The organism is Pseudonocardia yunnanensis, assembly GCF_039534065.1.
Taxonomy (GTDB): Bacteria; Actinomycetota; Actinomycetes; order Mycobacteriales; family Pseudonocardiaceae; genus Pseudonocardia; species Pseudonocardia yunnanensis.
On record NZ_BAAAUS010000043.1, the window covers coordinates 341,469 to 367,622 of the forward strand.

The following is a 26,154-nucleotide window of genomic DNA, read 5'->3' on the forward strand; positions in this document are numbered from 1 at the left end:
CGGGGGGAGGGGGCGCGGCGTGACCAGGCAGCCGTTGCGGCTGGCGATTCTGGAGGCCGAACGCACGCTCGCCGCTGCGGGGATCGACTCGCCGCGCGTCGATGCCGAGCTTCTCGCCGCCCATGTCGTCGGCGTCGACCGGGGCCGGTTGCTCCTCCAGCCGCTCGTGGACCCACCGGTGGTGGAGGAGCTGCGGCAGCTCGTGGAGCGGCGTGCCGCCCGCGAACCGCTTCAGCACCTGCTCGGCACGGCCGTGCTAGGTCCGGTCACCGTTGCGGTCGGGCCCGGAGTGTTCACCCCACGCCCCGAGACCGAGCTGCTGCTCGAATGGGGTCTGCACGCGATCGCCGGTATCCCGTCTCCGCTGGTGGTGGACCTGTGCACGGGGTCGGCCGCGCTCGCGCTCGGTGTGGCCGCGTGCCGTCCGGACGCCGTGGTGCACGCCGTCGAGGCCGATTCCGTCGCGCTGACATGGGCGCAGCGCAACATCTCCGCCCACGTCAACGGCGGTGGCACCCCGGTCACGCTCCACGCGGCCGACGTGCGCTGGACCGACCTCCTCGTCGAGCTCGAGTCGCACGTCGACCTGGTGTTGTGCAACCCGCCCTACGTCCCCGACGGCACGCCGCTGCCGCCCGAGGTGGCCGGCTGGGACCCACCGGACGCCGTGTACGGCGGACCAGATGGCCTGGAGATCATTCGCGCGGTCATCGCCGGATCGGCCGGGCTGCTGCGCTACGGCGGCTGCCTCGCCATCGAGCACGACGACACCCACGGCGAGATCGTGCCCGCGCTGCTGCGCCGCCGCCGGGTGCTCACCGACGTCGAGGAGCACCACGATCTCGCCGGCCGTCCCCGTTTCGCCACCGCGCGTCGCCGCGGCGCCGGCGCCTCGTAGGCTCCGGTCGTGGCAACCACCTACGACTGCAGCGACCCGGACGCCCGCGTCGAGGGACTCGCCGCCGCGGCCCGCACCGTCCGAGCCGGTCGGCTGGTCGTGCTCCCCACCGACACCGTCTACGGGATCGGCTGCGACGCGTTCAGCAGCGCCGCCGTGCGCTCGCTGCTCGCGGCGAAGAGGCGCGGTCCTGACATGCCCGTGCCGGTGCTACTCGGCTCCTGGTCCACCATCGACGGGCTGGTGCTCGGGGTGCCGAAGACGGCGCGTGACCTGATCGAGGCGTTCTGGCCGGGCGGGCTGTCGATCGTGCTCCCGCACGCACCGTCGCTCGACTGGGACCTCGGATCCACCAAGGGCACCGTGATGCTGCGGATGCCGTTGCACCCCGTGGCGCTCGAACTGCTGCGCGATGTCGGCCCCATGGCTGTGTCCAGCGCGAACGTCTCGGGCTCGCCGCCCGCGGCCTCGGCAGACGAGGCGCAGACCCAGCTGGGTGACTCCGTCGCGGTCTACCTCGACGGCGGGCCCTCCGGTGAGCCCATCGCCTCCACCGTGGTCGACCTCACGGGCGACGACCCGCGGGTGCTGCGCGAGGGCGCTGTCAGCACGGCCGCTGTGGCCGAGGTGCTCGGCCGCGAGGTCATCACGGTGTAGCCGCCGGCCGGACCTCCTCCTGGGGGAGGCCGACCATCGTGGCCAGCCGCTCCACGGCGTCGTCGAAGTAGCGCTCATGGTCGATCACCACGTTGTTGGTGTGCCCGAACAGCTCGAAGCTGATCAACCCGAACAGCGTCGTCCAGGCGAGGAGCGCGCGGGCGGCGATCGACGGGTTCGGCTCCTCGGTGGACAGCCCGAGGCGTTCGACGAGGCCGGGTTCGACGGCCGAGTCGGCGCCCGTCGCGTCGGCAGCGGGATCGACGGTGCCGGCTTCGATGCCATCGGCGATCACCCGGCTCAGCGCCTCGCCGACCCGGGCGGCAGGCCCGATCGTCGATTCGGGGGCAGCGTATCCCGGGACCGGCGAGCCGTAGATCAGGGCGTACTCGTGCGGATGGACCCGCGCCCACTCCCGCGTGGCGGTGCAGACGGACCGGAAGCGTGCACGGAGGTCGGCGCGGGGTACGAGGCGCTCGGCCTCCTCGGCGTCGGCGCCGAGCGCGTCGTAGGCGTCGACGATCAGGGCGGTGAGCAGTTCGTCTCGGCTGGGGAAGTACCGGTAGACCGCGGACGAGGCCATGCCGAGCTCGCGGGCGACGGCCCGTAGAGAGAGTGCGGCGGCGCCATCGGAGGCGAGGTGCCGACGGGCGACGTCGACGATCTCGCGGGTCAGTTCGGCGCGCACGCGGGCGCGGGTACCGGCTGCGGTCATCGGCCGAGTTTGACATGACGAGAGAGCGTCGGCAACAAGAGAGAGCGCCGCTCTTGACCAATGATCCCCTCGTGGTGAACACTCGACCGGACAGAGAGCAGTGCTCACATTTCGGAGGATCCCATGGCTCAGCACGTCATCGTCGGCGCGGGCACGATCGGGAGCGCGGTCGCGCTCCGCCTCGTCAGCGAGGGGCACAGCGTCCGCCTGGTCAGCCGCGGCGGCTCCGGACCGGAGCATCCCGCGATCGAAAGAGTGGCCGCCGACGCGACCGACGCCGAGCGGCTCACAGCGATCGCCGGCGGCGCGACGGCCCTCTACAACTGCGCGAACCCGCCGTACCACCGCTGGTCGACCGACTGGCCCCCACTCGCTGCCGCGCTCCTGACTGCCGCGGAACGATCCGGCGCCGTGCTCGTGACGATGGCGAACCTGTACGGCTACGGCCCGGTCGACGCCCCCATGTCCGAGGACACCCCGCTGCGCTCGGCCCCTGGCACGAAGGGAGACATCCGCAATCGGATGTGGATCGACGCGCTGGCGGCACACGAGGCAGGGCGAGTCCGTGTGACGGAAGCGCGGGCGTCCGACTTCTACGGTCCCGGCGTCCGCGCGACCGGCCACCTGGGGGAGCAGTTCGTCCCCCGGCTCCTGGCCGGGCGGAAACCCCGGGTCATGCAGGGTGAGGTGGACGCTCCGCACTCCTGGACCTACGTCGGCGACATCGCTCGCACCATGGTGACACTGGCAGGCGACGAGCGAGCCTGGGGCAGGCCGTGGCACGTCCCGACCGATCACCCGGCGTCGCTGCGCGAGGTGTCGGCGCGCATGGCGCGGATCGCGGGCGTCCCCGATCCCGGTGTGCAGGTGCTGCCGCGGGTGGCGGTCCGGCTCGGCGGGCTGGCCGTTCCCTTCCTGCGGGAGCTTCCCGAGGTGCGCTACCAGTTCGCCTCGCCGTTCGTGGTCGACTCGAGCGCGGCGCAGAACACGTTCGGTCTCACTCCGACACCGTTCGACGACGGCATCGCCACCACCGTCGCGTGGTGGCGCGCAGACGTGCGGGCCGCAGCCTGAGTCCCAGGTAGGAACGGGTACCGTTGGCTACCGTGACCGAGCAGAGCACCCCGTTCTGGGGCCCGGACTTCGACGCGCTGCAGCACCAGGACCCCGAAATCGCGGGAGTGGTGCTCGACGAGCTGAGCCGGTTGCGCGGCGGGCTGCAGCTCATCGCGAGCGAGAACCTCACGAGCCCCGCCGTGCTCGCCGCCCTGGGCTCGACGCTCTCCAACAAGTACGCCGAGGGGTACCCCGGCCGGCGCTACTACGGCGGCTGCGAGGTCGTCGACCGCGCGGAGGAGATCGGCAACGCCCGCACCCGCGAGCTGTTCGGTGCCGACCACGTCAACCTGCAGCCGCACTCCGGCGCATCGGCGAACTTCGCGGTGTACGCGGCCTTCACGCAGCCCGGCGACACCGTGCTCGCGATGGACCTCAAGCAGGGTGGCCACCTCACCCACGGCAGCAAGGTCAGCTTCTCCGGCAAGTGGTTCAACGCCGTGTCCTACACGGTGCGCGAGGACTCGGAGCTGATCGACTACGACCAGGTGCGCGACCTGGCCCGCGAGCACCAGCCGAAGATGATCATCGCGGGCGCCACGGCGTACCCGCGGCTGATCGACTTCGCCGCCTTCCGGGAGATCGCCGACGAGGTGGGCGCGAAGCTCATGGTCGACGCCGCCCACTTCATCGGCCTGGTGGCCGGTAAGGCGATCCCGTCCCCGGTTCCGTTCGCCGACGTGGTCACGGCCACCACGCACAAGGTGCTGCGCGGCCCCCGCGGCGGCATGATCCTCGCTCGCGCCGAGCACGCGAAGGCGATCGACAAGGCCGTCTTCCCGTTCTCCCAGGGCGGTCCGCTCATGCACGCCATCGCCGCGAAGGCCGTGGCCATGAAGGAGGCCGCGCAGCCGGAGTACCAGGCGTACGCCGCGCAGGTGATCGCCAACGCGCAGGCCCTGGCCAAGAGCCTCGAGGCGGAGGGCATGCGCGCCGTCTCCGGCGGCACCGACACCCACCTGGCACTGGTCGACCTGCGGCCCATCGGTGTCACGGGCGACCAGGCCGAGACCCGTTGCGACGCTGCACGGATCACGCTCAACAAGAACGCCATCCCCTACGACCCGGCCCCGCCGCTGAAGCCGTCGGGTCTGCGGGTGGGCTCGCCGAGCGTCACCACACAGGGGATGGTCGAATCCGACATGGCGGAGATCGGCGCCCTGCTGGGCCGCGCCGTGCGGGCCGAGCACGGCACCTCGGCGGGCGACGCCGAACTGGCCGACGTGGCCGAGGCGGTCAGCACCCTGGTGGCGCGGGCTCCCGCGTACCCGCGGCCCTGATCCCCGCCGACTTCCCGAGAAGACCGTCGTGGTCCCCACGTTCGTCCTGCCGATCCGGGAGTACCTCCTCACGGGGCTGACGGCGGCCGTGGTCACGTTCCTGCTCGTCGGCCCGGTTCGGGTGCTCGCGCTGCGCTTGGGCGCCGTTGCGTGGCCGCGGGGGCGAGACGTCCACGTCACGCCCACCCCGCGCTGGGGTGGGCTGGCGATGCTCGGCGGTGTGCTCGCCGGCGTCGGGATGGCCTATCAGCTGCCCGCGCTGCGGCTCGCGTTCGACAACAACGCCTACGAGATGGTCGGCGTCTTCGGCGCCGCCGTGCTGCTGGCCGCCGTCGGTGCCCTCGACGACCGCTACGAGCTCGACGCGCTCACGAAGTTCGCCGGTCAGACCACCGCGGCCGGCATCCTGGTGATCTTCGGCGTGCAGTGGACGGTGTTCTACGTCCCGTGGGGTGGCGGTGGCACGGGCATCTCCGGGTCGCTGCTGATCCTCGGCCAGGAGCAGGGCGTGGTCCTGACCGTGCTGGTCACGGTGGCGCTGGTGAACGCGATGAACTTCGTCGACGGTCTCGACGGGCTTGCGTCGGGCATCGGCCTGATCGCCGCCGCGGCCACGGGCCTGTTCGCGATCGGGCTGGTGCAGCGGGTGGGCAACGACCCGTCCGCGTACTCGCCCGCTCTCATCGCGGCCGTGCTCGCCGGCGCGTGCCTCGGTTTCCTGCCCCACAACTTCAATCCGGCCCGGATCTTCATGGGCGACTCGGGGTCGATGCTCATCGGCCTGCTGCTCGCCGCCGCCACCACGAGCGCCTCCGGGAAGATCTCGATCATCGGCGCCGACGGGAGCGATGTGCTGGCGTTGTTCGCGCCGCTCTTCGTGCTCGCGGCGGTGGTGTTCGTCCCGCTGTTGGACCTGCTCATGGCGGTGGTCCGGCGCACGCGCAAGGGCATGAGCCCGTTCTCGCCCGACAAGATGCACCTGCATCACCGGCTGCTCGAGATCGGCCACAGCCAGCGGCGAGCTGTGCTCCTGATCTACCTGTGGGCGGGAGTGCTGGCGTTCGGAGCGGTGGCGCTGGCGCTGATCGACGACCCGTTCATCGTGTTGTGGGCGGTGGGGATCGGCCTGGTCGTGGCCGTGCTCGCCACCGCGATTCCGAGAGTGAGGGCCAGATGACCGATCCCGACCCACCGGTGAAGGACGCTCCACACGTCGCGTCCGTGTTGAAGCTGGCGGCCGCGATGCAGCGCAATGCCGTGATCCTGGCGGTGATCGTCGCCGTGGCGTCGATCGTCGTGGCCACGCTGATGCGCGGAACGTCGGGGGCGATCGGTGCGGTGGTCGGCTCGGTTGTCGCAGGTGGCCTGGGCTGGCTCGGCACCTTCGTGATGTCGAGGACGGCCAGGGCGGCGCCGGCCGGGGTCATGATCGGCGCCATGACCGCCTTCACCGGCAAGGTCGGATTCCTGTTGGTGTTCCTGTTGTTGTTCCGGGGCACCGAGCTGTTCGACAACCAGGCTTTCGCGTTCACGATGCTGGCCGTGACCGCGGCGTGGATCATCGGCGAGGTCGTCGGGTTCGTGCGCACACGCATCCCGGCCGTGGATCTCTGAGCGTCACCGGATCGAGTGACAGCGGAGTGTGACCGGAATCTCTCTGAGGTGCCGGTCACTCCCCGTTAAGCTTCTACACGCGATAGAGCCACGTCGGCGTCGCTTCCGGGACACCGGAGCGGGCGTCGACGCGACAGGGGGCCGTCCGCCGAGGTCATCCCTGGTAAACCAGCGCTAACTCTCCTGATATGGTCCTCTGCGATGGAGCCAGGCCAGTCGCGCGGAGGCGGCAAGCAACCGCCGCCCCCGGGTGATGCTTGGACCGCTCTGTCCTACCTGCTGTCCGGATTCTTCCTGTTCGGGGGGATCGGGTGGGGGTTGGACGCACTGTTGGGTACTCGAGCGTTCACGCCGATCGGACTGCTGTTCGGCGGGGCGGCCTCGATGTACTTGATCTACATCAGGTACGTTAAGTCCTGATCGTCACGATTCTGCCGACCCGGGCCACCCGGTCGACGGAACCGGAAGGAGCATTGGGTGACCATCCTGGCCACCGCCCCACCACCTCCAGGCCCCAATCCGGGTTTCGAGGCACCGGGTGTCGCCGACTTCCAGCTACCGCCGGTCTTCGGATCCGTCACCAAGCCGGTGCTGGAGCTCGTTCTCGCCGCGATCATCGTGTTGGGGTTCTTCCTCTGGACGGTGCGGGGAGGAACCCAGCTCGTCCCGAGCAAACGGCAGTTCCTCGGCGAGTCCTTCCACGGCATCGTGCGGAACAGCATCGCGCGCGACAACATCGGGCCGGAGTTCCTGAAGTTCGTCCCGTTCCTCACCACGCTGTTCGCCTTCATTCTGGTGAACAACCTGTTCGGGATCGTGCCGTTCATTCAGTTCCCCACGTTCTCGCACCCCGGCATGCCGTACGCGCTCGCCGGCGTGGTCTGGCTGCTCTACAACTACGTCGGACTTCGCAAGCACGGTTTCGTCGGCTACATGCGGGTGTCGACGTGGCCGCCGGATGTGCCGTGGTGGGTGCGCATCATCCTCACGCCGATCGAGTTCCTCTCGAACATCCTGCTGCGGCCCGTCACGCTGTCGCTGCGACTCTTCGGCAACATGTTCGCCGGCCACCTGTTGCTGCTGGTGTTCATCCTCGGCGGTGAGTACATGCTGCTGCACTCCCAGTCGATCTTTCTCCAGGTCCTCTCCCCGGCCGCCTTCGGGCTCGGCATCGTGTTCACGTTCTTCGAGGCCTTCATCCAGGTCGTGCAGGCCTACATCTTCACGATCCTGACGGCCTCGTACCTCGGCGCGGTACTCGCCGACGACCACTAGGTCGCCCCGCTCCCACGAACTGACGGGTCCGCGGGACGTACCGCGGACCGGACGGAAGGAAAAGTTCAATGATCACCGGCAACCTGAACGTCATCGGGTACGGCCTCTCCGCCATCGGCCCGGGTATCGGCGTCGGCATCGTCTTCTCCGCGTTCATCAACGGTGTCGCCCGCCAGCCGGAGGCCCGCGGCCAGCTGCAGGGCATCGCGTTCATCGGCTTCGCCCTCTCCGAGGCGCTCGCCATCCTGGGCCTCGTGCTCGCGTTCGCGTTCTAGTCACACGTCGAGCGCCCACAAGGCGAGGAGACACATCTCATGACATATGTGATCGCTGCGGAGGGGCCGAGCCCGCTCGCTCCCCATCCGGTCGAGATCATCGTCGGCCTGATCGCGTTCTTCCTGCTCTACTGGCTCCTGCGGAAGTACGCATTCCCGCAGTTCGAACAGGTCTACGCCGAGCGCAAGGACAAGATCGAGGGCGGGCTGAAGCGGGCCGAGGAGGTCCAGCAGCAGGCCGACGAGCTCAAGCGGCAGTACGAGGAGCAGCTCGCCGGGCTGCGGGCCGAGGCCGCCCGGATCCGCGACGACGCACGCGCCGAGGGCCAGCAGATCAAGGCCGAGCTGCGGGCGCAGGCCGAGGAAGAGGCCACGCGCATCCGTCAGCGGGCCGACGAGCAGATCGCCGCGCAGCGGGATCAGGTCGTACGCCAGCTCCGTGGGGAGATCGGCGGCCTGTCCGTGCAGTTGGCGCAGCGCATCATCGGTGCGTCCCTCGCTGACGACGCGCGTCGCTCGGCCACGATCGACGCGTTCCTCGCCGAGGTCGACGGCCTCGCCGAGCAGCGTGAGACCACTTCGGCGGGCGGGGCGAGCTGATGGCTGCCGTCCTGGCGGCGGCCAGCCGGGAGTCGCTGGCCGCGGCGATGCAGCGGCTCAACGCCTACGTGGACACCGCCGACGCCCGCGCGTTGAACACGATGGGCGACGAGCTGTTCGCGTTCGCCCGGCTCATCGCCACCGAGCGGTCGCTGCGGCGCATCCTCGCCGACCCGTCCACGCCTGAGCAGGCCCGGATCGGGCTCGTCGGGCAGGTGCTCGGCGGGAAGCTGGGAACGCCGACGCTCGACTTCGTCAAGGGGCTCGTGACCTCTCGCTGGTCGCAGTCGTCCGACCTGGTCGAGGCGGCGGAGGCGCTCGCCCGCCAGGCCACGCTCGCCGTGGCCGAGAAGGACAGCACACTCGACAACGTCGAGGACGAGCTGTTCCGGTTCGGCCGGATCCTCGACCGCGAGCCGCAGCTGAACTCGCTGCTCTCCGAAGAGAGCACGCCTGCCGAGGGACGCCTCCGCCTGCTGGAGCAGGTGCTCGGCAACCGGGTCTCCCCGGTCGCTGCGGCGCTGCTGCGCCAGACCGTGCGTCTGCCGCGTAGCAGGCACCTCGATGTGGTGGCCGAAGAGCTGGCGGAGCTGGCGGCGGCCCGCCGCGACCGGTCGGTCGCGCGGGTCACCGCGCCGATCGCGCTCAGCAGCCAACAGGAGCAGAAGCTCACCGACTCGTTGAGCCGGCTCTACGGGCGGCCGATCTCCCTGCAGATCGAGCTGGACGAGAGCCTGCTGGGCGGACTGGTCGTGCAGGTCGGCGGCGAGGTCATCGACGGCAGCGTCGCGGGCAAGCTGGCCGCCGCCCGCCGCGCACTGCCGAGCTGACCGCCGGCCCAGAGACTGTTTAACCGACCGAGATGAAGGAACAGACGACAGCCATGACAGAGCTGACGATCTCCTCCGAGGAGATCCGGAGTGCGATCTCCAGCTACGTCTCCTCGCTGGAGACGGAGACGTCCCGCGAAGAGGTGGGGCACGTCTCCGACGCCGGCGACGGCATCGCCCACGTCGAGGGCCTGGCCTCGGCGATGACGAACGAGCTCCTCGAGTTCCACGGTGGTGTGCTCGGTGTCGCCCTGAACCTCGACGTCCACGAGATCGGCGCGGTGATCCTGGGCGACTACGCCCACATCGAGGAGGGCCAGCCGGTCAAGCGCACCGGCAACATCCTCTCCGTGCCGGTCGGCGACAACTTCCTCGGCCGCGTCGTCGACTCGCTGGGCAACCCCCTCGATGGGCTCGGTGACATCGAGGCCGAGTCGCAGCGTGTGCTCGAGCTGCAGGCCGCATCGGTGATGGAGCGGCAGAGCGTCAGCGAGCCGCTGCAGACCGGCATCAAGGCGATCGACGCCATGACGCCGATCGGCCGCGGCCAGCGCCAGCTCATCATCGGCGACCGCAAGACCGGCAAGACGGCGGTCTGTGTCGACACGATCATCAACCAGAAGCAGAACTGGGCCACCGGCGACCCGAAGCAGCAGGTGCGCTGCATCTACGTCGCGGTCGGGCAGAAGGGCTCCACGATCGCCGGCATCCGGCAGTCGCTGGAGGACGCGGGCGCGCTGGAGTACACGACGATCGTCGCGTCCCCGGCCAACGACCCGGCCGGCTACAAGTGGATCGCTCCCTACACCGGGTCCGCGCTCGGGCAGCACTGGATGTACCAGGGCAAGCACGTCCTGATCGTCTTCGACGACCTCTCCAAGCAGGCCGAGGCCTACCGCGCGATCTCGCTGCTGCTGCGCCGCCCGCCGGGCCGTGAGGCCTACCCCGGTGACGTCTTCTACTTGCACTCCCGCCTGCTGGAGCGTTGCGCGAAGCTCTCCGACGACCTGGGCGCCGGATCGATGACCGGCCTGCCGATCATCGAGACCAAGGCCAACGACGTGTCGGCCTACATCCCCACCAACGTCATCTCGATCACCGACGGCCAGGTGTTCCTGGAGTCCGACCTGTTCAACCAGGGCGTCCGGCCGGCGATCAACGTCGGTATCTCGGTCTCCCGCGTCGGTGGTTCGGCGCAGGTCCGCGCGATGCGCCAGGTGTCGGGCTCGCTGCGGCTCGACCTGTCGCAGTACCGCGAGCTGGAGGCGTTCGCGGCCTTCGGCTCCGACCTGGACGCGGCGTCCGCAGCGGCGCTGGGCCGTGGTGCCCGCCTCGTGGAGCTGCTCAAGCAGCCGCAGTACCAGCCGCAGCCGGTGGACGAGCAGGTCCTCTCGATCTTCCTCGGCACGCGCGGACACCTCGACTCGGTGCCGGTGGGCGACATCCGCCGCTTCGAGCAGGAGTTCCTCGACCACGTGCGGCGCAACCACGAGGGTATTCTCGGCGAGATTCGTGACACCGGAAAGCTGTCCGACGAGCTCGCCGAGCGCATCACCGAGGTCGTGAAGGAGTTCAAGAAGAACTTCACGGCGTCGGACGGTTCCTCGGTGGCGCCGAAGGAAGCCGAGGCCGAGGCGCTCGACGAGGACGAGGTCGACCGCGAGAAGGTCAAGGTCAACAAGCCCGCTCCGTCCGGCAGCTCCTCAGAGTAGGCGGAGAACGACAATGGCGGCACAGATTCGCGTGCTGCGGCGGCGGATCCGGTCGACGCAGTCCATCAAGAAGATCACTCGTGCCATGGAGCTGATCGCGACCTCTCGCATCGCCAAGGCACGCGCCAGAGTGGAAGAGGCCAAGCCGTACGCCGAGCAGATGACGGCGGTGCTCACCGAGCTGGCCAACAACTCGGCGCTCGACCACCCGCTTCTCGTCGAGCGGGAGAACGCCAAGCGCGCCGCGGTCCTGGTGGTCACCAGCGACCGCGGCCAGGCCGGCGGCTACAACGCCAACGTGCTCAAGGAGGCGGAGCAGCTTCAGTCGCTGCTGCGTGAGCAGGGCAAGGAGCCGGTGCTCTACGTCATCGGCCGCAAGGGCGTGAACTACTTCCGGTTCCGCCGCCGCGAGGTCGAGGCCTCCTGGACCGGGTTCTCCGAGCAGCCGCGCTACGCGGATGCGGCAGAGGTGGCCCGCACGCTCGTCGCGGCGTTCATGGCCGGCGCCGGCAACGGTGGCGCCGACCAGGCCGCGGAGAGCACCGACGGTGCCGACGCGGAGAACGCCGCCGCTGACGTGCAGGCGGTCGACGAGCTGCACCTCGTGTACACGCAGTTCAAGAACATGGTCACGCAGACGCCGCAGGCGCGGCGGATGGCGCCGATGGAGGTCGAGTACGCCGGTAGCGAGACCGAGCGGCTCGTCGAGGGCGAGACCATCGGCCGCACGGCGGAGGACACCGCGGTGCAGGCCGCGACCGAGGTCCGCTCGCTGTACGAGTTCGAACCCGACGCCGACACCCTGTTCGATGCGCTGCTGCCCAAGTACGTCGGGGCCCGGCTGTTCGCGGCGCTGCTCGAGTCGGCGGCCTCGGAGTCGGCGGCCCGCCAGCGGGCCATGAAGGCTGCCACGGACAACGCGAACGAACTGATCCGTACCCTGACGCTGGAGGCCAACCAGGCTCGTCAGGCTCAGATCACCCAGGAGATCAGTGAGATCGTCGGTGGCGCCGACGCTCTCGTCAGCGCAGGAAGTGAGAACTGATGACCGCCACCGCTGATACCGGCACCCCATCCGCGTCGACCCAGGGCAGGACCGGGCGGGTCGTGCGGGTCACCGGCCCGGTCGTCGACGTCGAGTTCCCGCGCAACGAGGTACCGGAGCTCTACACCGCGCTCACGGTCGACGTGAAGATCGGTGAGCTCGACCGGACGCTGACCCTGGAGATCGCCCAGCACCTCGGCGACAACCTGGTGCGTGCCATCTCCATGCAGCCCACCGACGGCCTGGTCCGCGGCCAGGAGGTCACCGACCTCGGCCGTCCGATCTCGGTGCCGGTCGGCGACCAGGTCAAGGGGCACGTGTTCAACGCGCTCGGTGAGTGCCTGGACGAGCCCGACCTGAAGATCACCGGCGACCTGTGGGGCATCCACCGTCCGGCGCCCTCCTTCGACAAGCTCGAGGGCCGCACCGAGATGCTGGAGACCGGCATCAAGGTGATCGACCTGCTCACCCCGTACGTGCAGGGCGGCAAGATCGGCCTGTTCGGCGGCGCGGGCGTGGGCAAGACGGTGCTCATCCAGGAGATGATCACCCGTGTCGCCAAGAACTTCGGTGGCACCTCGGTGTTCGCCGGCGTCGGCGAGCGCACCCGTGAGGGCAACGACCTCATCACGGAGATGACCGAGTCCGGCGTCATCAACGACACCGCCCTGGTCTTCGGGCAGATGGACGAACCTCCGGGCACGCGTATGCGGGTGGCCCTGTCTGCGCTCACCATGGCGGAGTACTTCCGCGACGAGCAGGACCAGGACGTGCTGCTCTTCATCGACAACATCTTCCGGTTCACGCAGGCGGGCTCCGAGGTGTCCACGCTGCTCGGCCGCATGCCGTCCGCGGTGGGCTACCAGCCCACACTGGCCGACGAGATGGGCGAGCTGCAGGAGCGCATCACCTCCACCCGTGGTCGGTCGATCACGTCGATGCAGGCGATCTACGTGCCCGCCGACGACTACACCGACCCGGCGCCTGCCACCACGTTCGCGCACCTCGACGCCACCACGGAGCTCTCCCGGCCGATCTCCCAGAAGGGGATCTACCCGGCCGTGGACCCCCTGACGTCGACGTCCCGGATCCTCGACCCGCAGTACATCGGCGAGGAGCACTTCCGGGTCGCCAACGAGGTGAAGCGGATCCTGCAGAAGTACTCCGACCTGCAGGACATCATCGCGATCCTCGGTATCGACGAGCTCTCCGAGGAGGACCGCCAGCTCGTGGGCCGCGCCCGGCGCATCGAGCGGTTCCTCTCGCAGAACCTGCTGGTCGCCGAGCAGTTCACCGGCCAGCCGGGCTCCACGGTGCCGCTCAAGGAGACCATCGAGGCCTTCGACAAGATCGCCAAGGGAGAGTTCGACGACGTCCCGGAGCAGGCGTTCTTCCTCTGCGGCGGCCTCGAGGACCTCGACAAGAACCGCAAGAAGCTCGAGGGCTGATCGGTGGCTCCAGCACGAGCGAGGAGTACGCATTGGCCGAGATGAGAGTCGAGCTGGTCGCCGTCGAGCGCCGGATCTGGTCGGGTGACGCCAACTTCGTGCTCGCCCGCACCACCGTCGGCGAGATCGGCGTCCTGCCCGGGCACGAGCCCACGCTGGCGCAGCTGGAGGAGGCCGGCATCGTGCGCATCGACGGCACGGACGGCAGTTCCACCACGCTCGCGGTGCACGGCGGCTTCCTCTCGATCACACCGGAGAGCGTCACGGTGCTGGCCGAGTTCGCCGAGCGGGCCGAGGAGATCGACGTAGCGCGGGCCCGCGCCGCGCTGGACCGGGCGAACACGTCCGAGCCAGACGGTGCGGCCGCCGCGGCACGGGCAAACGTGCGGCTGAAAGCCGCCGGCGCGGCTGAGTAGCAGGAGCCGCGTTGGGGGCGATGGCACTGGGCGTCGGCATCCTGCTGCTCATCGCCTGCCTCGGCCTCACGTACCTGGCTGTTCGGCGTGTACGACTCATGCGGGGCGGCGGCGTGGACGTGTTCCTACGCCGCCGCCCCGCTGCCGGTTCCTGGGCCGGGTCCGGCGACGGAGCCGGATGGCACTTCGGTGTCGGGCGTTACCAGGGCAACCAGCTCGCCTGGTTCCGCCTGACGTCCTTCCGCCCCGGCCCCACGGTGTTCGTCGACCGCACGGACCTGGAGATCGTGGACCGGCGCACCCCGTCGAGCACCGAGGTCTACCTTCTCCCGCCGTCCGCGTCCGTGCTGCGTTGCCGTGTGCGCGGCACTGAACTGGAAATCGCGATGGCCCAGGGCGTCCTCACGGGCTTCCTGTCGTGGCTCGAAGCCACACCGCCCGGCCGCACGGGCTACCGACAAGCCTCGTAGGCCCCACGGGTGCCGTGCGCCCCGGTTACCGGTTATCTCCTGAGCCGCCCTGCGGGCCACCGGGCTGCCACAGCACGTCACCATCCGGGTTGGCCGCCCGGCCGAGGATGAACAGCAGGTCCGAGAGCCGGTTGAGGTACTTCGCCGTGAGCGGGTTGGTGTGCTCGGCGTCGACCTCGAGCAGGGCCCAGACCGAGCGTTCGGCCCGCCGGGCGACCGTCCGGGCGACGTGCAGATACGCCGCTCCCGGGGTGCCGCCCGGAAGGATGAACGAGTCGAGCTTCGGCAGCCCCTCGTTGAACTCGTCGCACCAGCCCTCCAGCCGGGCGATGTAGTCCTCGGTGATGCGCAGCGGCGGATACTTCGGGTTTTCGACGATCGGGGCGCACAGATCGGCGCCCACGTCGAACAGGTCGTTCTGCACCTGGCTCAGGGGAACCAACAGCTCGTCGGTGAGCCCGCCGACCGTGACGGCGACACCGATAGCGGCGTTGCACTCGTCGGTGTCGGCATAGGCCGCGAGCCGCACGTCGGTCTTGCGCACACGGCTGAAGTCGCCGAGCGCGGTGGTGCCGTCGTCGCCGGTCTTCGTGTAGATCCTGGTCAGGTGCACCGCCATGAACGCAGCTTAGTGTCGAGGAAACGGGGTCGTCTTACCCGTCTCCGGCGCCCAGGCGGCGCCTCGCGGCGTTGTCGTCGGCGCCGATACAACAGCGGTATCGGCGCCTCCTCCGCCTTGCGATGCATCCACCTGGGTCACCGGATCCGGGCAAGGAACCCCGTTTCCGCGACACTGGGCGCCGCTGCAGCGCTGCGCCGTCATGCGGCCGTCATGCGTTGGCCCCGGAGTCGACGAGCAGGGCCGCGCCCGTGATCGTGCGCCCGTCCTCGCCTGCCAGGTGGGCGACGGTGGCCGCGACGTCGTCGGCGGACTGGAACCGGCCGAGCGCGGTCTGCGCCCGCTGGGCCTCGGCATGGGGTGCGTCGGCCGGGTTCATGTCGGTGTCGGTCGAGCCGGGGTGCACGGTGTTGACGGTGATCCCGCGGGGGCCGAGCTCACGGGCGAGCCCACGGGTGAGGCCGGTGAGCGCCGATTTGGTCATCGCATAGAGCGTGATGCCGGGCCGGCCCACGAACTCGGCCAGGTTGCTGCCGATGTTGATGATCCGCCCACCCCGGCCGAGGTACGGGGATGCCGCCTGCGCGGCGACGAAGGCCGCCCGGATGTGCACGGCAATGGTTCGGTCGAGCTCCTCGGCGTCGACCTTCTCGAACGGGCCGAAGGGGAAGATCCCCGCGTTGTTGACGAGAACGTCGAGGCGCCCGAGTCGCTCGACGGTCGCGTCGACGGCGGCCGTGACGGCCGTGGGATCGGCGCTGTCCGCGCGGATCGCGACGCCGCGTCGACCCAGGCTCTCGATCTCGCGCACCACCGCCGTGGCGCGCTCCTGCGCGTTCACGTAGGTGAGTGCTACGTCGGCGCCGTCGCGGGCCAGCCGCAATGCGATCGCGGCACCGATACCGCGGCTGCCGCCGGTCACCAGCGCCACCCGGCCTCTGAGGTCGCTCATCAACGTCTCCATTCTGTAGTGATTGCTAAAGAAGTCTGACGCGTGCGGGCGGGGCTGGTCAAGAGGTATTTTGAGGGATCGCTACAGAAAGGGTGCCGATGACGGAGCGAGGACGTCCCCGCGGCTTCGACCGGGCCGAGGCGCTCCACCGCGCGATGGAGGTGTTCTGGGAGCACGGCTACGACGGCACGTCCATCGGCGAGCTGACCGCTGCGATGGGGATCCGCCCACCGAGCTTGTACGCGGCGTTCGGGAGCAAGGAGGCCCTGTTCCGCGAGGCCGTGGCGCTCTACGAGGAGCAGGAGGGCGAGCCGACGCTCCGGGCGATGTGCGACGAGCCCACCGCGGCGGCCGGCGTCGAAGCACTCCTGCGGGCCAACGTGCTCGCCTACACCGACCCCGACAAGCCGACCGGCTGCATGATCGTGCTGGCCGCAACCACGTACACGCCCAGCACAGCAGGGATCCGCGACTTCCTCACCGAGCAGCGGCGGTCGGCCACGGCGGCGGTGCGTGACCGGCTCGCCAGGGGCCAGGCCTCCGGGGACGTGCCGCCCGGCGCGGACATCGACGCGTTGGCAGCGTATGTGAGCACCGTGCAGTTCGGGATGTCGCTGCAGGCCCGTGACGGCGCCACCCGTGACGAGCTGTCCGCCGTGGTGGACCGGGCGATGGTGGCCGTCGAGCACCTGGTACGGCCGACCGCGTAGCGCTCGGGGCCACCGGATAGCGTCGGCGTTCGTGGCAGAGCATTTCGCGGTCAACGGGGGCGCCCGGCTCGCCGGCGCCGTCGACGTGGTCGGAGCGAAGAACAGCGTGCTGAAGCTGATGGCGGCGGCGCTGCTGGCGGAGGGCACCACGACACTCCGCAACTGTCCGGAGATCCTCGATGTCCCGCTCATGGCCGACGTGCTGCGCAGCCTCGGCTGCACCGTCACCGTCAAGGGGGACACGGTCACCATCGACGTTCCGGCGGAGCCGGGCGCGCAGGCCGACTACCGGTCCGTGTCGAAGCTGCGGGCGTCGGTGTGCGTACTCGGTCCGCTCGTCGCCCGGTGCCGCCGGGCGATCGTGCCGCTCCCCGGTGGTGACGCCATCGGCTCCCGCCCGCTCGACATGCATCAGGCCGGCCTGCGCAAGCTCGGCGCCACCACCGAGATCGAGCACGGGCGCGTGGTCGCCCAGGCCGACGAGCTGCGCGGCGCGCAGATCTGGCTCGACTTTCCCAGTGTCGGCGCCACCGAGAACATCCTGATGGCCGCCGTGCTCGCCGACGGCACCACGGTGATCGACAACGCGGCCCGCGAGCCGGAGATCGTCGACCTGTGCACGATGCTCCAGCAGATGGGCGCCAAGATCGACGGCGTCGGCACCTCCACGCTCAGCGTGCTCGGCGTCACCGGTCTGCAGCCCGCCGAACACCGCGTGATCGGCGACCGCATCGTGGGCGCCACCTGGGCGTTCGCCGCGGCGATGACTCGCGGCGAGGTGACGGTGCGCGGCGTGGACCCCCACCACATCGACCTGGTCCTCGACAAGCTGCGCACCGCAGGCGCCGACACCGTGGTCGGCAACGAGGAGTTCACCGTCCGGATGGACCAGCGCCCCACGGCCGTCGACTTCGTGACGCTGCCCTTTCCGGGATTCGCCACCGACCTCCAGCCGATGGCGATCGCGCTGTCCGCTGTCGCCGAGGGCACCTCGATGATCACGGAGAACGTGTTCGAGGCCCGGTTCCGGTTCGTCGACGAGATGGTGCGGCTCGGCGCGGACGCACGCACCGACGGCCACCACGCCGTGGTGCGCGGCGTCGACCGGCTCTCGAGCGCGCCGGTGTGGGCCAGCGACATCCGGGCCGGAGCGGGTCTCGTGCTCGCCGCACTGTGTGCCGACGGGCAGACCGAGGTGTGGGACGTCGAGCACATCGACCGTGGCTACCCGCGGTTCGTCGAGAACCTGCGCGGACTCGGTGCCGACATCCAGCGCGTCGAAGGCGAACCGAACCGGTAGCCCACCCAGGGTGGAACCGGGGGTCATCCCCACCCCGGTTCAGGGCGCTGCCCGGATGGGTCGGGCGGGCCTGCCGCACCAGGCTGTGATGGTGATCAATGACTGGCTCGGTTCCTTCTTCGCAATGATCGACGCACTGCCTGCTTGGCAGCTCTACGGCGTCGTCGGCCTGATGCTCGTCATGGAGACGTCGGTGCTGATCGGGCTGGTCACGCCCGGCGAGGTGGTCCTGCTCGCTGCGGCCACCACCGTAGGCAGCGCCGGTGAGTACGCGGCGCTGGCCGCCGTCGCCGCGGGCGCGAGCATGGTCGGGCAGAGCGGTGGATATCTGCTCGGCAGGCAGTTCGGTCCGCGGATCAGGGTGAGCCGGGCCGGCCGATGGATCGGGGAGCACAACTGGGTGCGCGCCGAGGCGGTGCTGCGGGGCGGTACCGGGCGCGCGATCGCCGGCTCACGGTTCCTCGCGGTGGCGCACTCGCTGGTGCCCGTGCTGGCCGGGACGCTGCGCATGCCCGTGCGCCGGTTCGCGGTCTACACGGCGCTGGGAGCCGTGTTGTGGGGCGTGGTCTACGTGGGGCTGGGCAGCGCGGCTTCGGCGGCGCTGCGACACGCGGCTCATCTCGTCGGGCCGAGCGTGACGGGAGTGGCGGTTGCCGCGGTGCTCGCCGTGGTGGTCGTCCGGATGGTGCGCAAGCGCCGGGCGGAGTCCGCCGCCCGCGCGTCGCTGCTCCAGGAAACGGGTAGCCGGTGAACCGCATGCGATAGCGGGCCGTGCGACGGTGCGCCGGTCCCACGGAGAGGATCAACCATGACGAGTGCCGCCGAGTCGACGAGCCGGTCCGCCCGGCAGGCCGCGAACAGCCGGGCTGTGAAGATCGGCGCACGGCTGGGCATCGGCGCCTACGGCGTCACCCACATCCTGATCGCGGTGCTGGCCCTGCAGGTGGCGTTCGGCAACCGCGGGGAGCGGGCCGACCAGACCGGCGCCTTCCAGGACCTCGCGCAGCAGCCGTTCGGTCAGGTGCTGCTGTGGGTGGTGGTCATCGGATTCGTTGCCGTGGTGCTGTGGCGGCTCGAGCAGGCGATCTGGGGCTTCGCCTACGAGTCCGACCGTACGAAGAGGCTGCGCGAGCGAGTGACGAGCGCCGGCAACGCGCTGGTCTTCGCGGTACTGGCGGCGCTGGCTGCGATGACGGCAGCGGGAAGCGGCGGTGGCGGCGGTGGCGGACAGGGGGCCACCGCGGGGGTGCTCGGGCTGCCCGGCGGGCAGCTCATCGTCGGCGCGGTCGGGATCGGGATCGGCGTGGTCGGCGTGGTCAAGGTCGTCGAGGGAGGCCGGAAGAAGTTCCTCGAGGACATGAGCGTGCCGGCGAACCGTGCCCAGCGGGCGACCGTGGAGCGCACCGGGCAGGTCGGCTCGGTCGCCAAGGGGATCACGATCGTGCTCATCGGGCTGCTCGTGGTGATCGCGGCGGTCCGGTTCCGGCCCGAGGAGGCATCCGGGCTGGACGTCGCACTCAAGACGCTCGCCGCCCAGCCGTTCGGGCCGTACCTGTTGGCCGTGATCGCGATCGGGCTCGCCGCCTACGGCGTCTTCTGCTTCTTCGACGCGCGGTACCACCGCGTCTAGGTCGGTCAGTCCAGCGCGCCCCGGCTCAGCACGACGCGCGCGTCGACCGCGTCGGAGTGGAACACCAGCAGCCGGTAGCCCCCGCTCGTCCGTCCGATGGTGGCGCGGATACCGGCCCCGCCGAGGCGGGACCGGAGCACCTGGGCGGCGGACTCCGTAGGGACGCGGGTGATCTCCTCGAGCAGCCCGTCGCCGGTGGGGTCGTCGGGGTCGGGGATGTGTGGGGCCGGCTGGTTGCGTCCCGTGCCGAACGTCCAGCGGAGAGCGAGAAGGAGCACGACCATCATCAGCAGGGCGCCGATGAGGGCGACGACCGGTGCACCGTCGACCATGCCGGACATTGTGCGCCTCTGACGCCGCGAGCGCGCCCCGCAGAGCTGGATCGATACGACCCGACTATCGGGTGTGATGCCGCTCCGTCCAGCCCGCTTGAAAAGCTACGCGCCAGTAGGCTTGGTGGGTCCGCAGGCCGGATCCACGACGCGGAGGTGTCCGGTGCCTTACCCGACCGACCGTGAGCGCGACCGTCCCTGGGTGATCAGGACCTACGCGGGCCACTCCTCCGCCGAGCGGTCCAACGAGCTCTACCGGCGCAACCTGGCCAAGGGCCAGACGGGCCTGTCGGTGGCGTTCGACCTGCCGACGCAGACCGGCTACGACCCCGACGACGAGCTGGCCAGGGGCGAGGTCGGCAAGGTGGGCGTGCCGGTGAGCCACATCGGGGACATGCGCGCGTTGTTCCGCGACATCCCGATGGGCGAGGCCAACACCTCGATGACGATCAACGCGCCGGCCATGTGGCTGCTCGCGCTCTACGTGGCGGTGGCCGAGGAGCACGGGGCGGACAGGGCGACGCTCGCCGGCACCACGCAGAACGACATCGTCAAGGAGTACCTCTCGCGCGGAACGTACGTGTTCCCGCCTGCGCCGAGCATGCGCCTGATCACCGACATGATCGCCTGGTCGGTCGCCAACATCCCGAAGTGGAACCCGATCAACATCTGCAGCTACCATCTGCAGGAGGCCGGGGCCACCCCGCCCCAGGAGCTCGCCTACGCGCTCTCCACGGCGATCGCGGTGCTCGACGCCGTGCGCGACTCCGGTCAGGTTCCGCAGGAGAAGTTCGGCGACGTGGTCGCACGCATCTCCTTCTTCGTCAACGCGGGTCTGCGGTTCGTCGAGGAGATGTGCAAGATGCGGGCGCTCGCCCAGCTCTGGGACGAGATCACACAGGAGCGCTACGGCGTCCAGGATCCCAAGCAGCGGCGTCTGCGCTACGGCGTGCAGGTCAACTCGCTGGGGCTCACCGAGGCCCAGCCGGAGAACAACGTCCAGCGGATCGTGCTGGAGATGCTCGCCGTCACCCTGTCCCGCGGGGCCCGGGCGCGCGCGATCCAGCTCCCGGCCTGGAACGAGGCGCTGGGGCTGCCCCGGCCGTGGGACCAGCAGTGGGCGCTGCGCATGCAGCAGGTGCTCGCCTACGAGACCGACCTGCTGGAGTACGAGGACCTCTTCGACGGCAGCCACGTGGTCGAGGCGAAGGTCGCCGAGCTCGTCGACGGCGCCCGTGCCGAGATCGAGCGGGTGCAGGAGATGGGCGGGGCCGTCGCCGCCGTGGAGTCCGGCTACATGAAGGGCCGGTTGGTGAGCTCGCTGGCCGAACGACGGCGTCGGATGGAGTCGGGCGAGGACGTCGTCGTCGGTGTGAACCGGTTCGACACCACCGAGCCCAGCCCACTGCAGGCGGCCGGTGCCGCCGCGATCGAGACGGTCGACCCGGCCACGGAGGCCGCCGCCGTGGAGGCGATCCGGGCCTGGCGGGCGGGCCGCGACGCAGGCGCCGTCGAGAGCGCGCTGGCCGTGCTGCGGGATGCGGCCAAGACCGACACCAACCTGATGGACGTCTCGATCGCCTGCGCCAAGGCGGGGGTGACCACGGGGGAGTGGGCCGGCGTCCTGCGTGAGGTCTTCGGTGAGTTCCGGGCACCCACCGGGGTGTCGGGCGCGATGGCGGGCGGTGAGGCGTCCGCCGAGATCACCGCCGTGCGCGAGCGCGTGCGGGCGGCGGGGGAGGCGCTCGGCTCCCGGTTGCGGATGCTCGTGGGCAAGCCCGGGCTCGACGGCCATTCCAACGGCGCCGAACAGGTGGCCGTGCGTGCGCGCGACGTCGGCTTCGAGGTGGTCTACCAAGGCATCCGGCTCACGCCTGCCCAGATCGTGGCGGCTGCCGTGCAGGAGGACGTGCACGTCGTCGGGCTGTCGGTGCTGTCCGGCTCGCACCTGGAGGTGGTGCCGGCGGTGGTCGAGGGACTGCGCGCGGCCGGTGCCGACGACGTGCCGGTGGTGGTCGGCGGCATCATTCCGCCCGAGGACGCAGCGGTGCTGCGGGAGCGCGGCGTCGCTGCGGTGTTCACGCCCAAGGACTACCGGCTCACCGACATGATGGACGAGATCGTGACACTGATCCGGAAAGTTCATCAGCTGCCCGAGTGACGCCTTGATCGGTTAATTGTCCGATTTGCCCCGACTGACTTACGGAATCGTTACCGAGCGCGGCGTTAATCTGTTGCTGATCACCCGATAGTGTGCATCAACCCGGGTGCCCGACCCCGAATCGGAGCACCCGGAGCAGCAACGTGAGGTGGATGCATGCCGGTGCGCCGATGACGGCCCCCAGCGACGTACCCGGCTCGGCGGTCCACGCTGAGCCCGAGGCCGTCACGGTGGGCATGGGAACAACGATTCAGGGACGGTCGCTCGGTGCGATCGCATGGCGGCGACTACGCCGCGACAAGGTCGCGCTGGGTGGGGCGGCCGTAATTGTGCTGCTGATACTCGTCGCGATCTTCGCGCCGCTCATCGTTGCATTACTCGGGCACCCGCCACTCGACTTCCACTACGAGAAGATCGATCCCGACCTGCAGGTGGCCAACGGGCCCCTCGGCGGGATCAGTCACGACTTCCTCTTCGGCGTCGAGCCCGTGAACGGGCGGGACATCTTCAGCCGGGTCGTCTACGGCTCGCGGATCTCCCTGCTCATCGCATTCCTCGCCACCCTGCTCGCGGTGCTGATCGGCGCCGTGCTCGGCGTGGTGGCGGGCTACTTCGGCGGCTGGGTCGACACGCTGATCAGCCGGACCATGGACGTGTTCCTGGCGTTCCCGATCCTGTTGTTCGCGCTCGCCCTGGCCGGGATCATCCCGGACCACGCCTTCGGCCTGGAGGGTGACGCCCTGCGGATCGCGCTCATCGTGGCGATCATCGGCTTCTCCAGTTGGCCCTACATCGGCCGCATCATCAGGGGTCAGGCGCTGTCGCTGCGCGAGCGTGAGTTCGTCGACGCCGCGCGCAGCCTGGGCGCTCGCAGCCCGCGGATCCTGTTCACCGAAATGATGCCCAACCTGGTGGCGCCGATTCTCGTCTATGCGACGCTGCTCATTCCCACGAACATCCTGTTCGAGGCCGCCCTGTCCTTTCTCGGGGTCGGTATCAGGCCGCCAACGCCGAGCTGGGGCGGAATGTTGTCGGACGCGACGCACTGGTTCCAGATCGCTCCGAACTTCATGATTTTCCCCGGGCTTGCCATCTTCGTGACGGTGCTCGCCTTCAACCTGTTCGGCGACGGCCTCCGCGACGCGCTCGATCCGCGGTCGCGGTAATTCATCCCATTTCCCGGCACCACCGGGACCTCCCCGACGAGAAGTAGGCGGAAAGCGTGAGAAATAGGAGAGTGGCGGCTGCCGCGGTCATCGCGGTCGCGGCCCTGGCCCTGGCGGCCTGCGGAGGCGGTAGCTCGGGCGGGAGCTCGTCGAGCGGTGCTGGGAACGACGCCGGCGGCGTCCACAACGTCTCGGACGTCACGGGCGGCACGATCCGGTACGCGAACGGCGGTGACTGGGACTCGCTGGACCCGGGCGACACGTACTACTCGTACTCCTGGAACTTCGCCCGCCTGTACGTCCGCTCGCTGGTGATGTTCAAGTCCGCGCCGGGCAAGGAGGGCGCCACGCTCGTGCCCGACCTCGCGGAGTCGCTCGGCAAGCCCAGCGACGACTCGAAGACGTGGACCTACACGCTGCGGCAGGGTGTGAAGTTCGAGGACGGCACGCCGGTCACCAGCAAGGACGTGAAGTACGCGGTCGAGCGGACGCTGGACAAGACGACCTTCCCCAACGGCCCGACCTACTTCAACGACTACCTCGACCTGCAGGGCTACACCAGCCCGTATGCGGACTCGGACCCGAACAAGCTCGGGCTGAAGGCGATCGACACCCCCGACGACCGGACGATCGTCTTCCACCTGAAGCAGCCGTTCAGCGGGTTCGACTACTTCGCCCAGATGCCGAGCACCGCGCCGGTGCCCGTCGCGAAGGACACCGGGTCGAAGTACAAGGAGCACGTGGTCTCCACCGGCCCGTACATGTTCGATACCAACGAGCTCGGCAAGAGCTTCTCGCTGGTGCGCAACCCGAACTGGGACCAGGCGACCGATCCGAACCGCAAGCCGTTGCCGGACCGCATCGAGGTCTCGCTCAACGTCAACGCCGACGACATCGACAACCGGCTGCAGTCCGGTGACCTCGACGTCGCGATCGAGGGCACGGGTGTCGGGCCGTCGGCTCAGGGCAAGATCCTTGCCGACCAGACGCTCAAGGCGAACACCGACTCGGCTCTGAACGCCCGGCTCTGGTACACCGCGCTGAACCCCGACGTCGCGCCGCTCGACAACATCCACTGCCGCAAGGCGGTCGAGTACGCGACCGACAAGACCGGCTACCAGCGCGCGTACGGCGGCTCCACCGGTGGCGACATCGCGAGCAACCTGCTCCCTCCGGTGATCGCCGGTGCCCAGCAGTTCGACCCCTACCCCACCCCGGGCAACGCGGGTGACGTGGCGAAGGCCAAGGACGAGCTCGCCCAGTGTGGCCAGCCGAACGGCTTCACCACGGGCGTCTCCTACCGGGCGGAGCGGCCGAAGGAGAAGGCCACGGCCGAGGCGCTGCAGCAGTCGCTCGCGAAGGTCGGCATCAACCTGGAGATCAAGCCCTACCCGCTGACCGACTACGGCAAGCTCTACGCGGGCAAGCCGGACTTCGCGAAGGCCAACAACCTCGGCCTGATCGTCTACGGCTGGGCCGCCGACTGGCCCGACGGCTACGGCTTCCTCGCGCAGATCACCGACAGCCGGGTGATCCGCGCTACCGGCGGCAACAGCAACTTCGGTGTCAAGGACCCCGAGGTCGACGCGATGCTCGACAAGGCGGTGACCACCACCGACACCGCTGCGCGCGAGAGCATGTGGGTCGACATCGACAAGAAGGTCATGGACGACGCGTACATCGTGCCGGGCATCTGGGCCAAGGGTCTGCTCTACCGGCCGAAGAACCTGACCAACGTGTTCATCACCGACGGCTACCAGATGTACGACTACCTGGCGCTGGGCACCACCCGCAAATAGGTGCTCCCCGGCGTAACGACCTGAGGTAGGTGAAGGCACGTGGTGTGCCGGTGGTCCGCACCTGACCGGTGTGGGCCACCGGCCACCCAGCCGTAAGTGATGGCCATCTACATCGTGCGGCGGCTGGTCGCGGCGGTGATCCTGCTGCTGATCGTCACGGCCGCCGTGTTCGCGATCTTCTTCCTGGTGCCACGGATCGCCGGTGCCACTCCCGAGGATCTCGCGTCGCGCTACGTCGGCAAGACCGCCGACGCGGCGGCGATCCACGAGATCGCGGTGAAGCTCGGGTTCACCGACTCGATCTGGGTGCAGTACGGCCGGTTCCTCAAGGGGCTGGTGGCGGGTGCCGACTACAGCACCGGTCCGACCACCGTGCACTGCCCGGCGCCGTGCTTCGGGTACTCCTTCCTGACCCAGAACCCGGTGCTGCCCGACCTGCTCGACCGGCTACCCGTGACGCTGTCGCTCGCCGCGGGTGCCGCACTCATCTGGGTGGCCGCCGGTGTCGCGACCGGTGTGGTGTCGGCGCTGCGGCCCGGCAGCATCTTCGACAGGGCCGCGATGGGCGTCGCGCTCGCCGGGGTGTCGCTGCCGATCTTCTTCACGGGGCTGCTGTCCCTGGCGGTCTTCAGCTACGCCCTCGGCATCACCGCGCCCGGTGGCAGCTACGTGCCGATCGAGGAGAACCCGCTGGAGTGGGGCTACGACCTGCTCCTGCCGTGGATCACGCTGGCGTTCCTCTACGCCGCCGGGTACGCGCGGCTGACCAGGGCCGGGATGCTCGACACGATGGGTGAGGACTTCATCCGCACCGCCCGCGCGAAGGGCCTCCCGGAGCGGACGGTCGTGGTCAAGCACGGCCTGCGGTCGGCCCTCACCCCGATCCTGACGATCTTCGGGCTCGACCTCGGGCTGCTCCTGGGCGGCGCGATCCTCACCGAGAGCACCTACTCACTACCCGGGATCGGCAAGTACTCGGTGGACGCCGTGGTCAACAACGACCTGCCGAAGGTGCTCGGTGTCGTGATGATCGGGAGCATCTTCATCATTCTCGCCAACCTGGTGGTGGACCTGTGCTACGCCGTCGTCGACCCACGGGTGCGGTATTCGTGACCCTCGACGCAGCTGTACCCG

General features: G+C 69.6%; 27 protein-coding genes. 23 read left to right on the top strand and 4 right to left on the bottom strand.

From position 1 onward, the window contains the following. Positions 1–19 precede the first annotated feature (19 nt). Positions 20–898 (top strand): N5-glutamine methyltransferase family protein, encoded by an 879-nt coding sequence (locus tag ABD743_RS35080; protein ID WP_344727507.1) that lies wholly within the window; start codon positions 20–22, stop codon positions 896–898. Positions 899–907: 9 nt separating this feature from the next. Next, positions 908–1,555, top strand: coding sequence for an L-threonylcarbamoyladenylate synthase (locus ABD743_RS35085; protein ID WP_344727509.1), 648 nt, complete (start codon positions 908–910; stop codon positions 1,553–1,555). Here the strand turns inward: ABD743_RS35085 and ABD743_RS35090 are convergent. After that, a complete protein-coding gene (locus tag ABD743_RS35090) occupies positions 1,545–2,270 on the bottom strand; it encodes a TetR/AcrR family transcriptional regulator (RefSeq protein ID WP_344727511.1) in 726 nt (241 codons plus the stop codon). The genes ABD743_RS35085 and ABD743_RS35090 overlap by 11 nt on opposite strands. A 123-nt stretch (positions 2,271–2,393) precedes the next feature. On the opposite strand from ABD743_RS35090, the gene ABD743_RS35095 reads away from it, so the two are divergent. The 13 genes from ABD743_RS35095 to ABD743_RS35155 all read left to right on the top strand — a co-directional run bounded on the left by ABD743_RS35095 (position 2,394) and on the right by ABD743_RS35155 (position 14,351). Further along, positions 2,394–3,344 carry an NAD-dependent epimerase/dehydratase family protein gene (locus ABD743_RS35095; protein ID WP_344727512.1) on the top strand — a complete coding sequence of 317 codons (951 nt, stop codon included), beginning with the start codon at positions 2,394–2,396 and terminating at the stop codon, positions 3,342–3,344. Between the two features lie 32 nt (positions 3,345–3,376). Further along, a complete protein-coding gene (locus ABD743_RS35100; protein WP_344727514.1) occupies positions 3,377–4,666 on the top strand; it encodes a serine hydroxymethyltransferase in 1,290 nt (429 codons plus the stop codon). Between the two features lie 28 nt (positions 4,667–4,694). Beyond that, entirely contained in the window at positions 4,695–5,843 is a 1,149-nt protein-coding gene (locus ABD743_RS35105; protein WP_344727516.1) for a glycosyltransferase family 4 protein, read from the top strand. Further along, complete coding sequence (locus tag ABD743_RS35110; RefSeq protein WP_344727518.1) at positions 5,840–6,280, top strand: Cg1360 family ATP-synthase-associated protein; 441 nt, start codon at positions 5,840–5,842, stop codon at positions 6,278–6,280. The genes ABD743_RS35105 and ABD743_RS35110 overlap by 4 nt, the downstream gene beginning before the upstream one ends. A 477-nt stretch (positions 6,281–6,757) precedes the next feature. Then, positions 6,758–7,555: a F0F1 ATP synthase subunit A gene (atpB, locus tag ABD743_RS35115; protein WP_344727520.1), complete on the top strand. Its 798-nt coding sequence runs from the start codon at positions 6,758–6,760 to the stop codon at positions 7,553–7,555. Between the two features lie 68 nt (positions 7,556–7,623). Further along, positions 7,624–7,830: an ATP synthase F0 subunit C gene (gene atpE / locus ABD743_RS35120; protein ID WP_241035860.1), complete on the top strand. Its 207-nt coding sequence runs from the start codon at positions 7,624–7,626 to the stop codon at positions 7,828–7,830. A 39-nt stretch (positions 7,831–7,869) separates the two neighbouring features. Next, the gene (locus ABD743_RS35125) at positions 7,870–8,430 is read left to right on the top strand and encodes a F0F1 ATP synthase subunit B (protein ID WP_344727522.1); all 561 of its coding nucleotides are present in this window, start codon (positions 7,870–7,872) and stop codon (positions 8,428–8,430) included. Next, positions 8,430–9,260: a F0F1 ATP synthase subunit delta gene (locus tag ABD743_RS35130; protein WP_344727524.1), complete on the top strand. Its 831-nt coding sequence runs from the start codon at positions 8,430–8,432 to the stop codon at positions 9,258–9,260. The genes ABD743_RS35125 and ABD743_RS35130 overlap by 1 nt, the downstream gene beginning before the upstream one ends. Before the next feature lie 53 nt (positions 9,261–9,313). After that, positions 9,314–10,972, top strand: a complete 1,659-nt coding sequence (atpA, locus tag ABD743_RS35135) for a F0F1 ATP synthase subunit alpha (protein ID WP_344727526.1) — start codon at positions 9,314–9,316, stop codon at positions 10,970–10,972. 13 nt (positions 10,973–10,985) lie between these two features. After that, a complete protein-coding gene (locus tag ABD743_RS35140; protein WP_344727528.1) occupies positions 10,986–12,017 on the top strand; it encodes a F0F1 ATP synthase subunit gamma in 1,032 nt (343 codons plus the stop codon). Beyond that, positions 12,017–13,465, top strand: coding sequence for a F0F1 ATP synthase subunit beta (gene atpD, locus ABD743_RS35145; protein WP_344727530.1), 1,449 nt, complete (start codon positions 12,017–12,019; stop codon positions 13,463–13,465). The genes ABD743_RS35140 and atpD overlap by 1 nt, the downstream gene beginning before the upstream one ends. A gap of 32 nt (positions 13,466–13,497) precedes the next feature. Then, positions 13,498–13,881 carry a F0F1 ATP synthase subunit epsilon gene (locus ABD743_RS35150; protein WP_241035866.1) on the top strand — a complete coding sequence of 128 codons (384 nt, stop codon included), beginning with the start codon at positions 13,498–13,500 and terminating at the stop codon, positions 13,879–13,881. Between the two features lie 20 nt (positions 13,882–13,901). Next, the gene (locus ABD743_RS35155) at positions 13,902–14,351 is read left to right on the top strand and encodes a DUF2550 domain-containing protein (protein ID WP_241036028.1); all 450 of its coding nucleotides are present in this window, start codon (positions 13,902–13,904) and stop codon (positions 14,349–14,351) included. A 25-nt stretch (positions 14,352–14,376) separates the two neighbouring features. On the opposite strand, the gene ABD743_RS35160 is transcribed toward ABD743_RS35155, so the two are convergent. Together ABD743_RS35160 and ABD743_RS35165 are read right to left on the bottom strand one after the other, a co-directional pair. Beyond that, entirely contained in the window at positions 14,377–14,970 is a 594-nt protein-coding gene (locus ABD743_RS35160; protein ID WP_344727533.1) for a cob(I)yrinic acid a,c-diamide adenosyltransferase, read from the bottom strand. Between the two features lie 211 nt (positions 14,971–15,181). Then, complete coding sequence (locus ABD743_RS35165) at positions 15,182–15,922, bottom strand: SDR family NAD(P)-dependent oxidoreductase (RefSeq protein ID WP_344727534.1); 741 nt, start codon at positions 15,920–15,922, stop codon at positions 15,182–15,184. 98 nt (positions 15,923–16,020) lie between these two features. Here ABD743_RS35165 and ABD743_RS35170 point away from each other — a divergent pair, with 98 nt between their 5' ends. From ABD743_RS35170 to ABD743_RS35185, 4 genes are read left to right on the top strand one after another with little or no spacing between them, the layout of a single operon-like run. Then, positions 16,021–16,632 carry a TetR/AcrR family transcriptional regulator gene (locus tag ABD743_RS35170; protein ID WP_344727536.1) on the top strand — a complete coding sequence of 204 codons (612 nt, stop codon included), beginning with the start codon at positions 16,021–16,023 and terminating at the stop codon, positions 16,630–16,632. A 31-nt stretch (positions 16,633–16,663) separates the two neighbouring features. Further along, positions 16,664–17,932, top strand: a complete 1,269-nt coding sequence (gene murA, locus ABD743_RS35175) for a UDP-N-acetylglucosamine 1-carboxyvinyltransferase (RefSeq protein ID WP_344727538.1) — start codon at positions 16,664–16,666, stop codon at positions 17,930–17,932. A gap of 10 nt (positions 17,933–17,942) precedes the next feature. Next, positions 17,943–18,683 carry a DedA family protein gene (locus ABD743_RS35180; RefSeq protein ID WP_344727540.1) on the top strand — a complete coding sequence of 247 codons (741 nt, stop codon included), beginning with the start codon at positions 17,943–17,945 and terminating at the stop codon, positions 18,681–18,683. A gap of 57 nt (positions 18,684–18,740) precedes the next feature. Beyond that, positions 18,741–19,562: a DUF1206 domain-containing protein gene (locus ABD743_RS35185; RefSeq protein WP_344727542.1), complete on the top strand. Its 822-nt coding sequence runs from the start codon at positions 18,741–18,743 to the stop codon at positions 19,560–19,562. Positions 19,563–19,567: 5 nt separating this feature from the next. On the opposite strand, the gene ABD743_RS35190 is transcribed toward ABD743_RS35185, so the two are convergent. After that, positions 19,568–19,894, bottom strand: coding sequence for a hypothetical protein (locus ABD743_RS35190; protein WP_344727544.1), 327 nt, complete (start codon positions 19,892–19,894; stop codon positions 19,568–19,570). 163 nt (positions 19,895–20,057) lie between these two features. Between ABD743_RS35190 and ABD743_RS35195 the strand changes: the two genes are divergently transcribed. The 4 genes from ABD743_RS35195 (at position 20,058) to ABD743_RS35210 (ending at position 26,133) form a co-directional block, all read left to right on the top strand. Continuing rightward, on the top strand, positions 20,058–22,055 hold the full coding sequence (locus ABD743_RS35195; RefSeq protein WP_344727546.1) for a protein meaA: 1,998 nt from the start codon (positions 20,058–20,060) through the stop codon (positions 22,053–22,055). A gap of 170 nt (positions 22,056–22,225) precedes the next feature. After that, positions 22,226–23,221: an ABC transporter permease gene (locus tag ABD743_RS35200; protein ID WP_344727547.1), complete on the top strand. Its 996-nt coding sequence runs from the start codon at positions 22,226–22,228 to the stop codon at positions 23,219–23,221. A gap of 56 nt (positions 23,222–23,277) precedes the next feature. Further along, positions 23,278–25,020 carry an ABC transporter substrate-binding protein gene (locus tag ABD743_RS35205; protein WP_344727549.1) on the top strand — a complete coding sequence of 581 codons (1,743 nt, stop codon included), beginning with the start codon at positions 23,278–23,280 and terminating at the stop codon, positions 25,018–25,020. A 99-nt stretch (positions 25,021–25,119) separates the two neighbouring features. Beyond that, on the top strand, positions 25,120–26,133 hold the full coding sequence (locus ABD743_RS35210; RefSeq protein ID WP_344727551.1) for an ABC transporter permease: 1,014 nt from the start codon (positions 25,120–25,122) through the stop codon (positions 26,131–26,133). Positions 26,134–26,154 lie beyond the last annotated feature (21 nt).

What these genes read in the sequence shown, in the direction of transcription:
- ABD743_RS35125 (WP_344727522.1), top strand. Translation starts at nt 7,870, where the DNA reads ATGACATATGTGATCGCTGCGGAGGGGCCGAGCCCGCTCGCTCCCCAT.
- ABD743_RS35190 (WP_344727544.1), bottom strand. Translation starts at nt 19,894, where the DNA reads ATGGTCGACGGTGCACCGGTCGTCGCCCTCATCGGCGCCCTGCTGATG.
- ABD743_RS35160 (WP_344727533.1), bottom strand. Translation starts at nt 14,970, where the DNA reads ATGGCGGTGCACCTGACCAGGATCTACACGAAGACCGGCGACGACGGC.
- ABD743_RS35130 (WP_344727524.1), top strand. Translation starts at nt 8,430, where the DNA reads ATGGCTGCCGTCCTGGCGGCGGCCAGCCGGGAGTCGCTGGCCGCGGCG.
- ABD743_RS35090 (WP_344727511.1), bottom strand. Translation starts at nt 2,270, where the DNA reads ATGACCGCAGCCGGTACCCGCGCCCGCGTGCGCGCCGAACTGACCCGC.
- atpA (WP_344727526.1), top strand. Translation starts at nt 9,314, where the DNA reads ATGACAGAGCTGACGATCTCCTCCGAGGAGATCCGGAGTGCGATCTCC.
- atpD (WP_344727530.1), top strand. Translation starts at nt 12,017, where the DNA reads ATGACCGCCACCGCTGATACCGGCACCCCATCCGCGTCGACCCAGGGC.
- atpE (WP_241035860.1), top strand. Translation starts at nt 7,624, where the DNA reads ATGATCACCGGCAACCTGAACGTCATCGGGTACGGCCTCTCCGCCATC.
- ABD743_RS35185 (WP_344727542.1), top strand. Translation starts at nt 18,741, where the DNA reads ATGACGAGTGCCGCCGAGTCGACGAGCCGGTCCGCCCGGCAGGCCGCG.
- ABD743_RS35155 (WP_241036028.1), top strand. Translation starts at nt 13,902, where the DNA reads ATGGCACTGGGCGTCGGCATCCTGCTGCTCATCGCCTGCCTCGGCCTC.
- ABD743_RS35165 (WP_344727534.1), bottom strand. Translation starts at nt 15,922, where the DNA reads ATGAGCGACCTCAGAGGCCGGGTGGCGCTGGTGACCGGCGGCAGCCGC.
- ABD743_RS35210 (WP_344727551.1), top strand. Translation starts at nt 25,120, where the DNA reads ATGGCCATCTACATCGTGCGGCGGCTGGTCGCGGCGGTGATCCTGCTG.
- ABD743_RS35095 (WP_344727512.1), top strand. Translation starts at nt 2,394, where the DNA reads ATGGCTCAGCACGTCATCGTCGGCGCGGGCACGATCGGGAGCGCGGTC.
- ABD743_RS35200 (WP_344727547.1), top strand. Translation starts at nt 22,226, where the DNA reads ATGACGGCCCCCAGCGACGTACCCGGCTCGGCGGTCCACGCTGAGCCC.
- ABD743_RS35170 (WP_344727536.1), top strand. Translation starts at nt 16,021, where the DNA reads ATGACGGAGCGAGGACGTCCCCGCGGCTTCGACCGGGCCGAGGCGCTC.
- ABD743_RS35110 (WP_344727518.1), top strand. Translation starts at nt 5,840, where the DNA reads ATGACCGATCCCGACCCACCGGTGAAGGACGCTCCACACGTCGCGTCC.
- ABD743_RS35140 (WP_344727528.1), top strand. Translation starts at nt 10,986, where the DNA reads ATGGCGGCACAGATTCGCGTGCTGCGGCGGCGGATCCGGTCGACGCAG.